Origin of the sequence: Amycolatopsis circi, from assembly GCF_003385235.1 — a bacterium.
Classification (GTDB): domain Bacteria; phylum Actinomycetota; class Actinomycetes; order Mycobacteriales; family Pseudonocardiaceae; genus Amycolatopsis; species Amycolatopsis circi.
This window is the reverse complement of the sequence record NZ_PQIA01000209.1, coordinates 1-9,648: the sequence shown is the minus strand read 5'-3', so window position 1 is coordinate 9,648 and position 9,648 is coordinate 1. Positions and strand designations below refer to the sequence as shown.

Annotated in this window: 6 protein-coding genes; 2 read left to right on the top strand and 4 right to left on the bottom strand. The window is 68.6% G+C overall.

Annotation, left to right across the window (positions count from 1 at the left end):
* Positions 1-83 precede the first annotated feature (83 nt).
* Positions 84-878 (top strand): GNAT family N-acetyltransferase, encoded by a 795-nt coding sequence (locus tag D0D37_RS43965; protein WP_116206488.1) that lies wholly within the window; start codon positions 84-86, stop codon positions 876-878.
* On the opposite strand, the gene D0D37_RS43960 is transcribed toward D0D37_RS43965, so the two are convergent.
* Positions 868-2,250 carry an NlpC/P60 family protein gene (locus tag D0D37_RS43960; protein ID WP_244223889.1) on the bottom strand — a complete coding sequence of 461 codons (1,383 nt, stop codon included), beginning with the start codon at positions 2,248-2,250 and terminating at the stop codon, positions 868-870. The two genes, D0D37_RS43965 and D0D37_RS43960, sit on opposite strands and share 11 nt — an antisense overlap.
* Before the next feature lie 367 nt (positions 2,251-2,617).
* Here D0D37_RS43960 and acnA point away from each other — a divergent pair, with 367 nt between their 5' ends.
* On the top strand, positions 2,618-5,425 hold the full coding sequence (acnA, locus tag D0D37_RS43955; protein ID WP_116206487.1) for an aconitate hydratase AcnA: 2,808 nt from the start codon (positions 2,618-2,620) through the stop codon (positions 5,423-5,425).
* A gap of 408 nt (positions 5,426-5,833) precedes the next feature.
* On the opposite strand, the gene D0D37_RS43950 is transcribed toward acnA, so the two are convergent.
* The 3 genes from D0D37_RS43950 to D0D37_RS43940 form a co-directional block, all read right to left on the bottom strand.
* Positions 5,834-7,438, bottom strand: a complete 1,605-nt coding sequence (locus D0D37_RS43950) for a phospholipase C (RefSeq protein ID WP_116206486.1) — start codon at positions 7,436-7,438, stop codon at positions 5,834-5,836.
* A 16-nt stretch (positions 7,439-7,454) separates the two neighbouring features.
* Positions 7,455-8,615 carry a Dyp-type peroxidase gene (locus D0D37_RS43945; RefSeq protein ID WP_116206485.1) on the bottom strand — a complete coding sequence of 387 codons (1,161 nt, stop codon included), beginning with the start codon at positions 8,613-8,615 and terminating at the stop codon, positions 7,455-7,457.
* The coding region (locus tag D0D37_RS43940; protein WP_162834779.1) for an EfeM/EfeO family lipoprotein at positions 8,612-9,648 on the bottom strand (1,037 nt) is incomplete at its 5' end. The genes D0D37_RS43940 and D0D37_RS43945, both read right to left, overlap by 4 nt.

The following is a 9,648-nucleotide window of genomic DNA, read 5'->3' as shown; positions in this document are numbered from 1 at the left end:
GGTTAGAACCGGGATTGCCGCGCACGAGGCTCCGGCGCGGAAACCCGCGCGCGCTCCGGGGTCGGGCGGGTTAGGTTGCCGACGTGCCCGACGCCGCGCGGCTGCTCGCCGCTTACGACCGCGAAGTCCGCCAAGCCGAGCTGACGCGGGCCGAACCCGGACAACAGCTCACCGTCGACGGCCCGCTCGCCCGGCTCACCGGCGGCCGCCGCGGTTTCGTCTCCGGCCCGCCCGACCTCGGCGTCACCGGCGACGCCCTCGACGAGCTGATCGCCCGCCAGCGCGCGTTTTTCGCCGCCCGCGGCGAGGAGTTCGAGTGGAAAACCCGCAGCCACGACCGTCCCGCGGAGCTTCCCGAACGCTTGCTGGCCGCCGGATTCACGCCGGAGGAAACCGAAAGCGTCCTGATCGCTCCGCTGGACGCGGTCGCCGCCTCTGCCCCGCCGTCGGCCAACGTGGTCGTGCGAGAAGCCGGCAGCCCCGGCGATCTGCTGCGCATCGCGACCCTCTCGGCGTCCGTCTTCGGTCATGACGAGGCCGCTGTCGCCGCCGATCTGCTCGCGCGGGCTCGCGCCGATTCCGGGACCACCACGCACGTCGTCGCCGAAGCGGACGGCCGGTTCGTCGCCGCGTCCCGGCTGGAACTGGTGCCCGGCACCGGGTTCGCCGGGCTGTGGGGCGGCGCGACTCTGCCCGAATGGCGCGGCCGCGGCCTCTACCGCGCGCTCGTGGCGCACCGGGTCGGTGCGGCGCGGGCTCGCGGAGTGGCCTACCTCCAGGTCGACGCGCTGCCCACCAGCCGTCCGATCCTCGAACGGCTCGGCTTCACCGCGGTCACCGAAACGACGCCGTACGTGTGGAGCCCGCTCAGCCGATGAGGCGCGTCGCGTACGGCATGATCCCGCCGTAGCGGACCGGGGCCACGCGCACGTAAGAACCCGACTGCGGGGCTTCGACCATCTGCCCGTTGCCCAGGTAGAGCGCGACGTGGTGGATGCCGCCCGAACCGCCCCAGAAGAGCATGTCGCCGCGGCGCATCTGCGACAGCGGCACCCGGCGGCCCGAGGTGTACTGGTAGCCGCTGTAGTGCGACAGGCCCTGCACGCCGGCGAAGGCGTAGATCATCAGGCCGGAGCAGTCGAAGCCGATCTTGCGGTAGTCGCCGTAGCTGTCGGCCACGCCGCCGTCGCGGATGCCGCGGGTCGGGCCGCTGCCGTTGCCGCCGCCCCACGCGTACGGCATGCCCACCTTGGACAGCGCCCGCGCGATCACGGCTTCGATCGAACTGCCGGCCGCAGGAGACGGACGTCCGCTGCTTCCGCCGCCGTTGTCATCGCCGCCGTTGTTGTTGTTCGCCGCGGCCGCCCGCAGCGCCGCCTGCCGCGCGCGCTCCTCGTCCTCGCGCTGCTTCTGCGCGACCCAGTCCTGGTAGCGCTGGCGCTGTCCCTGCAGGCCGTTGACCTTCGCCTGCGCGGCGTACAGCTGCTGCTCGACGGAGTTCTTGTTGGCTTCCAGCTGCGTGTTCTGCGCGGCCTGGGCCTGCTGCGCGGACACGGCGGCGGACTGCGCGGAGTCCGCGGTGCCCTTCGCCCGGGTGGCCGCGTCCTGCTTCTGCTGCGCGAGTTCCAGCGCCTTGCGCGCGGCGGAGTCCTTGTTGGCCTTCTCGGTCTGGGCCTGCTGGAGCCGGTCCATCGCGTTGAGCCGCGAGCCGCCGATGGCGTTGAGCAGCTGGGCGCGGGCGAGGAGGTCCTTCGGGCTGTCCGAGGTCAGGTACGCCGAGACCGACCCGATCGTGCTGCCCTGCTCGAAGCTGGCGGCGGCGAACTTCTTCGCGTCCGCGCGGGCCTTCTCGATCGCGCCGACCGCCGCGTCCGCCTCCTGGCGCGCGGACTTCGCGTCGTTCTGCGCCTGCGTCGCCTCGTCTTGCGCGGTCTGCAGGTCGACCAGGGCTTTCATGGCCTGTTCCTGCTTCAGCTCGACGTCGTCCTGCAGCGAGCTGAGCTTCTGCTCGGCCTGCGCGAGCTGGTTGGTGAGCCGCCCGACCTCGCCCGCTTTCGCGTTCGCGTCGCCCTTGGCGTCGGTGATCGCCGAATCGCTCGGGTTCGGCGGCGGAGGAGGCACCGCGAGCCCCGTGCCGGTCGCGCCGAGCAGCGCGACCAGGGCGACTGTCGCGACCGTCAGGCCGCGCCGGGCCCCGGCACCGCGCACCAGCGCGCCCGCCGTACCGGACCGTCCCCGCCTGGCCTTCACGCCCGCCACCTCCGCTCGCCGGCCGCCTTTTCGGCGAGCACGGACACACCGCGTACCACTGCAGTCACACCACTATCACAAGCAACAGGAAGAACTTACACACCGCGGAGATCATTTCCCCTGTTCGGGGGACCTGCGGGGACCGCGTGTCCGCATGGCGCACGTCACTCCGCGTGTCGTCTTGAACGAAATACAGGACACGCGTACTGTTTGGGTCGAGAAGACGAGGTGTGCCCTCCCGGTTCCGGTCCTACGGTGGGGGTGCGCAAGACTCGCCCGGGTCGACCCGACGACCCGGAAACGACACCGAACTGACCCGGGAGGACACGCCGGCGGCGGCGTGGAATCCATGCCACTGGAGTTAGACGTGACTGCACCTAGCAAGGACAGCTTCGGCGCCAAGGACACCTTGCAGGTGGAAGAGAACTCGTACGAGATCTTCCGCCTGGACAAGGTCGAAGGCGCCGCCCGGCTGCCCTACAGCCTGAAGATCCTCCTCGAGAACCTGCTGCGCACCGAGGACGGCGCGAACATCACCGCCGACCACATCCGCGCGCTCGGCGGCTGGGATCCGAACGCGGACCCGTCGATCGAGATCCAGTTCACGCCCGCCCGGGTGATCATGCAGGACTTCACCGGCGTGCCCTGCGTGGTCGACCTGGCCACCATGCGCGAGGCCGTGACCGATCTCGGCGGCGACCCGGACAAGGTCAACCCGCTCGCCCCGGCCGAGATGGTCATCGACCACTCGGTGATCATCGACGTGTTCGGCCGCGCGGACGCCTTCGAGCGCAACGTGGAGATCGAGTACGAGCGCAACCGCGAGCGCTACCAGTTCCTGCGCTGGGGCCAGGGCGCCTTCGACGAGTTCAAGGTCGTCCCGCCGGGCACCGGCATCGTGCACCAGGTCAACATCGAGCACCTGGCCCGCACGGTCATGGCCCGGGGCGGCCAGGCCTACCCGGACTCCTGCGTCGGCACCGACTCGCACACCACCATGGTCAACGGCCTCGGCGTGCTGGGCTGGGGCGTCGGCGGCATCGAGGCCGAGGCGGCCATGCTGGGCCAGCCGGTGTCGATGCTGATCCCGCGCGTGGTCGGCTTCAAGCTGACCGGCGAGATCCCGGCGGGCGTCACCGCGACCGACGTCGTGCTCACGATCACCGAGATGCTGCGCCGCCACGGCGTGGTCGGCAAGTTCGTCGAGTTCTACGGCGAGAGCGTCGCCCAGGTGCCGCTGGCCAACCGCGCCACCATCGGCAACATGAGCCCGGAGTTCGGCTCCACCGCGGCGATCTTCCCGATCGACGACGAGACCGTCCGCTACCTCAAGCTCACCGGCCGCTCGGCCGAGCAGGTCGCGCTGGTCGAGGCGTACGCCAAGGAGCAGGGCCTCTGGCACGACCCGGCGCACGAGGCGCAGTACTCGGAGTACCTCGAGCTGGACCTGTCGACGGTCGTCCCGTCGATCGCCGGCCCGAAGCGCCCGCAGGACCGCATCGAGCTGACCGACGCGAAGTCCTCGTTCCGCAAGTCGGTGCACGACTACGCCGAGGACGAGCAGCCCACCCCGCACACCAACGTCGACGAGACCGTCGAGGAGACCTTCCCGGCCTCCGACCCGGCCGCGCTGTCGTTCAAGGACGAGACCGCCGTGCCGGTGCAGTCCGCGGCGAACGGGGCCACCGGGCGGCCGACCAAGCCGGTCAAGGTGTCCACCGCCGACCGCGGCGAGTTCATCCTCGACCACGGCGCCGTGGTGATCGCCTCGATCACCTCGTGCACCAACACGTCCAACCCGTCGGTCATGCTGGGCGCGGCGCTGCTCGCGCGCAACGCGGTCGACAAGGGCCTGTCGGTGAAGCCGTGGGTCAAGACGTCGATGGCCCCGGGTTCGCAGGTCGTCACCGACTACTACGACAAGGCCGGTCTCTGGCCGTACCTCGAGAAGCTGGGCTACCACCTGGTCGGCTACGGCTGCACCACCTGCATCGGCAACTCGGGCCCGCTGTCGGACGAGATCTCCGCCGCGATCCAGGAGAACGACCTCACCGCGGTCTCGGTGCTCTCGGGCAACCGGAACTTCGAGGGCCGGATCAACCCGGACGTCAAGATGAACTACCTGGCGTCCCCGCCGCTGGTCATCGCCTACGCGCTGGCCGGGACGATGGACTTCGACTTCGCGACCCAGCCGCTCGGCCAGGACGGCGACGGCAACGACGTGTTCCTGAAGGACATCTGGCCGTCGCCGCAGGAGATCCAGGAGACCATCGACTCCGCGATCACGCAGGAGATGTTCAAGAAGGACTACGCCGACGTGTTCGACGGCGGCGAGCGCTGGAAGTCGCTGCCGACGCCGACCGGCAAGACCTTCGACTGGGACGCCGAGTCCACCTACGTGCGCAAGCCCCCGTACTTCGACGGCATGGCCGCCGAACCGGCCCCGGTGCAGGACATCTCCGGCGCCCGGGTGCTGGCGAAGCTGGGCGACTCGGTCACCACCGACCACATCTCCCCCGCCGGCGCCATCAAGGCGGGCACCCCGGCCGCGCAGTACCTGGTCGAGCACGGCATCGAGCGCAAGGACTTCAACTCCTACGGCTCGCGCCGCGGCAACCACGAGGTCATGATCCGCGGCACGTTCGCGAACATCCGGCTGCGCAACCAGCTGCTGGACGACGTGCAGGGCGGCTACACCCGCGACTTCACCGTCGAGGGAGCCCCGCAGGCGTTCATCTACGACGCGGCCCAGAACTACGCGGCGGCAGGCACCCCGCTGGTCGTCCTGGGCGGCAAGGAATACGGCTCCGGTTCCTCGCGCGACTGGGCGGCCAAGGGCACGTCGCTGCTGGGCGTGCGCGCGGTGATCACCGAGTCGTTCGAGCGCATCCACCGCTCCAACCTGATCGGCATGGGCGTCATCCCGCTGCAGTTCCCGGAGGGCGAGTCGGCGTCGTCGCTGAAACTGGACGGCACCGAAACGTTCGACATCGAGGGCATCACGAAGCTGAACGAGGGCGAGACGCCCCGGACGGTCCACGTGACGGCCACGAAGGAAGACGGCTCGAAGGTCGAGTTCGACGCGGTCGTCCGCATCGACACCCCCGGCGAAGCGGACTACTACCGCAACGGCGGCATCCTGCAGTACGTGCTGCGAAAGATGACCCAGTCCTGACGGCCTGAAACACAGCACTTGTGGCCCGCCCCGGTTCCCCCGGGGCGGGCCACACTGCTTTCCGACCGCACCGGCCCTCCGTGAGGGGAACCCTCACGGACTCAGAGTCCCTCAGGGTTCCCCTCACGGACCTCCACTGTCCGTGAGGGCCCCCTTCACGGACTCAGATTCCCTCAAGGAGCCCTTCACGGACCACCCACCAAACCGCAGCCAGCGCACCCAACCCACCAGTGCACCCACACCACCCCCGCACCCCGATACGAAGCCTTCTCTGCGGTCTGGGGGTGCTTGTCAAGGCATCTTTCCCGCCTTGACAAGCACCCCCAGACCGTCAGCACAATCAGCTTCGGGGTGCCCCACGCAACCCCCGTGCGCAATGTCGCCGCCAGGCGACGAGCAGCACCCACACTAACCCACCAAAGCCCCAGTCTTAGGATCCAACTTCAACACCTCCGCCTTCGGACGCGAAAAGTCGAACATCCCCGTCAACGGCGCAGCCATGACATCAAACGACCCCCCACCAACCCGCCCAAGATGCCAATTGTCCTCAATAAACCGCAACACCGAAGTCTGATCAGTCATCGCATGATCAACATAATTAACCCGGCTATAAGGCGAAATCACCAACAAAGGCAGCCGAGGCCCATACCCGCACCGATCCGCGAATCCACCCAACTTAACCGGCTTCGAAGTACAAACCGAAGCATCCTGCGCCGAATCATGCGAACCATTCACAACCCTAGGCGCAACATGGTCATACCACCCGTCCGAATCGTCATAAGCCAACACGATCGCAGTGTTCTTCCACTCCGCCGAAGCCTGAATCCGATTGACCTCGTCAGCCACGAAAGCCTGCTCGTCCAACGGATCCGAATAACCAGCGTGCCCGTCCTGATACTCCGGAGCCTTCAAAAAACTAACCGCAGGCATAGTCCCCGCAGCAAGAGCGTCATTGAAGTCCCGAACGTCGTACTGATGATTCGCCTGATCCTGCTGCCCCACCGCATGCAACGACGACGGCGGAAGATGCTTCCGGTTCGAGGTCGACTGGTAATACTGGAACGGCTCATGATGCGGGCTGTAGTCAACAGACGCCTGCCCGCCCACATTCGGATGCTTAGTCCCGCAGACCGCGTACCCGTTCACCTCGCCAGTAGGCCGGAAGCCGCCCTCGAACCAGCCCCACGTAACACCACGCGAATTCAACAGATCGCCGACGTTCCGCCCCTGGAACGCACCGAGATTGTCCTTGGCGGTGTGGTTCTTGTCCGAGCAGTCGTCGAACGCCGGATCCGGGTCGGTAATCATGGTTCCGACGCCGTGCGAATCCGGCGAAGCCGCGGTATGCGGGTCGACCTTCGGCTCGCCGGTGACCGAATCGACCGGCTGCAGGCCGTGCGTCTGACCGGAAATCAGGTCGATCGCGCCGGGGCTGGACGGGCCGAAGACGGTGTTGAAGGAGTTGTCGTTCAGCGCGTAGTGCTGGGCGTAGTTCCACATCGCGGTGACGGTGTTGCCGTCGAAGTAGTTCATCACCAGGCCGGGCTCGCCGAACAGCACGGGCTGCCCAGTGCACTTGTCCTTCTCGGTGTACTCGACGAACTTGTCCATCTTGCCGCCGTTGAACGCGGCCTGTTCCTTCTTGTAGTCGTGCGCCTGGTCGCAGGTGAGCGCCTGGTCCGGGCTGAGCCGCTTCGGGTTGTAGGCGTTCGGGTTGTGCTGCAACAGGTCCGGGGTGAGGCCATTGACCTTCGGGGTGCCGGGCGCGGCGTGGAACGGGGTGCCGTTCTCGTTGGTGGCGTTCGGATAGGTCCCGAAGTAGTGGTCGAAGGAGATGTTCTCGCCGAAGATCACCACGACGTGCTTGATCGGCGTCGACGTCGTGAACGTCTCGGCGGCGACCGCGTGTGCAGGCGCCGAGGTCGACGCCGAACTGCTCGCGCACGCCGCCGCCAGTGCCGCGGTCGCCGCCAGCGCAGCTGCCGCGGTGGCCCGCCTCCTGGTCCGCTTCATCCGATGCTCCTTCCGCTCAGCCCAGCGTTGCCCGGCCGTAGTGGTCGGCCGGGTCCGTCACGCCCGGGAACAGGTGGAAATACCCGCCCCCGAACGGCGAGACGTAGTCGGTGAGCGGCTCTCCGGCGAGCCGCTTCTGCACGGCCTCGAACTGCTGCTCGACGTCGCGCTGGTAACAGGTGAAGACGAGACCCAGGTCGAGGTTGCCGTTGGAGTCCACGCCGCGGTCGTAGTTCACCGCGCGGCGCAGGATCCGCTGGCCGTCCGTCTGCGGGGTGCGCGGGTTCGCGAGCCGGATGTGGCTGGTCAGCGGGATGACGGTGCCGATCGGGTCCTCGGCGTAGCGCGGCACGTCCTGCTCGGCAGCCCCGTCGAGCGGCGCACCGGTGTCGCGGCGGCGGCCGATCATGTTCTCCTGCTCGGACAGCGACACCCGGTCCCAGAACTCGACCAGCATCCGGATCAACCGGATGACCTGGTAACTCCCGCCGTCGTCCGTCCACACGAGACTGTCCGCTTCGGACGGTGCCGGGTTCGCGGTGCCGTCCTTGAAACCGAGCAGGTTGCGCGGCGTCCCGGCCGGACGCGGCGGCGAGCTGAACCCGTCGATCTTCCAGCGCAGTTGCATCCCGCCGCGGGTCGCGCGGGCGATGTCGCGCAAGGCGTGCAGCACGGTGTCCGGTTCGGCGGCGTTGAGGACGAGGCTCAGATCGCCGTGGCACCATTGCGGATCGAGCGCGTCGTCCGGGAACGTCGGCATCTGCTTGAGCTGCGGCGGTTTGCGCGCGGCGAGCCCGTACCGGTCGTCGAACAGCGACGCGCCAGCGCCGACGAGCACCGACAACTGTCCTTTCGGGACTTCCGGACCGAGGACACCAGAATCGGCGGGCGGCCCGGTGATCCCGACCGACGCGGGCGCGCCGCCGCTGGTGAGGAACCGCGCGCGGTCGGTGAGTTCCTTGAGCAGCGCGGTGAGTTCGGCGCGGTTCTCGGCGACGACGTCGAACGCGGCGACGACCGAATGCCTCGCGGGTTCCGCCAGCACGGCCGTCTGGCGGGGACCGTGGAACGCCACCGCTCCCCCGGCCGCCGTCGCGCTTCCGGACAGGCCGACCAGGCTCGCGCCCGCTCCGGCGGCGGCCGCTCCGCGCAGGAAGGCGCGCCGCCCCAGGGTCACGAGGTCCTCCTCGGCTCCGCGATCGCCGCGACCGGAGCCAGGCGTTCAGTCAACTCGGAAACATCGGCGTTGATCCGCTGCCGCTGCTTCCGGTCCAGCGCGGACAACGGCGTACCCGCAACCGCCTGCAGATCACGATCCGTGCGCGCGACCCACGCATCGAGATCCTTCAAACCGGGAAACCGGGTCGTCAGCAGCGGACGCAACACATCAAGCACCGCACGGGTGCCAGTCAGGTTCGCGCGTGCGGTCGCAAGGTTCGAGCCGCTGCCGTAGTCGGTGCGTCCAGTGAGTTCGAACTGGAGGGTGTTCTCCATGATCTCGTGCGCGCGCAGTCCGAGGTCGTTCTGGTCGATTTGTGCGTCGGCGAACGAGGTGCGCAGCTTCTGCGCCGCTTGGTCGAGCTGGTCGGCTATCGGACTCAGAGCGGGCATCGGTTCGTTGTGCCACAAGCCGTTCTCGAGTCGATGGAAGCCGGTGAAGCCCGGATCCGCCGCCCCGGCGGGCAGCCCGGCGGTGGTGCCGTTGATTGCCCCGTCCGAGTCGCCGAAGGCGTTGTAGGCGGCGCCTAGCCGTTCATAGGTCAAGTGCGCGGTGAGCCAAGCCTGTTGCGCCGCACCACGATTGCCCGAGCGGACGGCTTGTGCCAGCGCGGCGGTCTGGCCGGTGAGCGTGCCGAGGCCGTCGGCGACGTAGGCGTGGTATTGCTTGAGCGGCCCGAGCAGGTCGGCGTTGGTCACCGGGACCACCGCCGGTCCGGGACGGTCCGCGCCGCCGGTGACCTGGACCGCCGGGCCGACGAACGGCGTGCCGTCTTCGGGTGCGCAGCGCAGGGCGTATGCGCCGTTGGCGAAGTTCACCGGCAGGGCGCGCGTCGTGCCTGGGCCGACGCCTTCCAACTCCCCGAAGACTGTCCCGGTGGCCGGGTCGACGAGGTCGACTTCCATCGTGACGGCGGCGTTGTTGCGCACCTGGAGGTTCTGCGGCCCGGCCGGCGGCGCGGTCCCGCCGTCGCCGCAGGCCTGTCTCTTAT

Excerpts from the sequence above, each read along its gene's own strand:
- D0D37_RS43950 (WP_116206486.1), bottom strand. The coding sequence starts at position 7,438 with ATGAAGCGGACCAGGAGGCGGGCCACCGCGGCAGCTGCGCTGGCGGCG.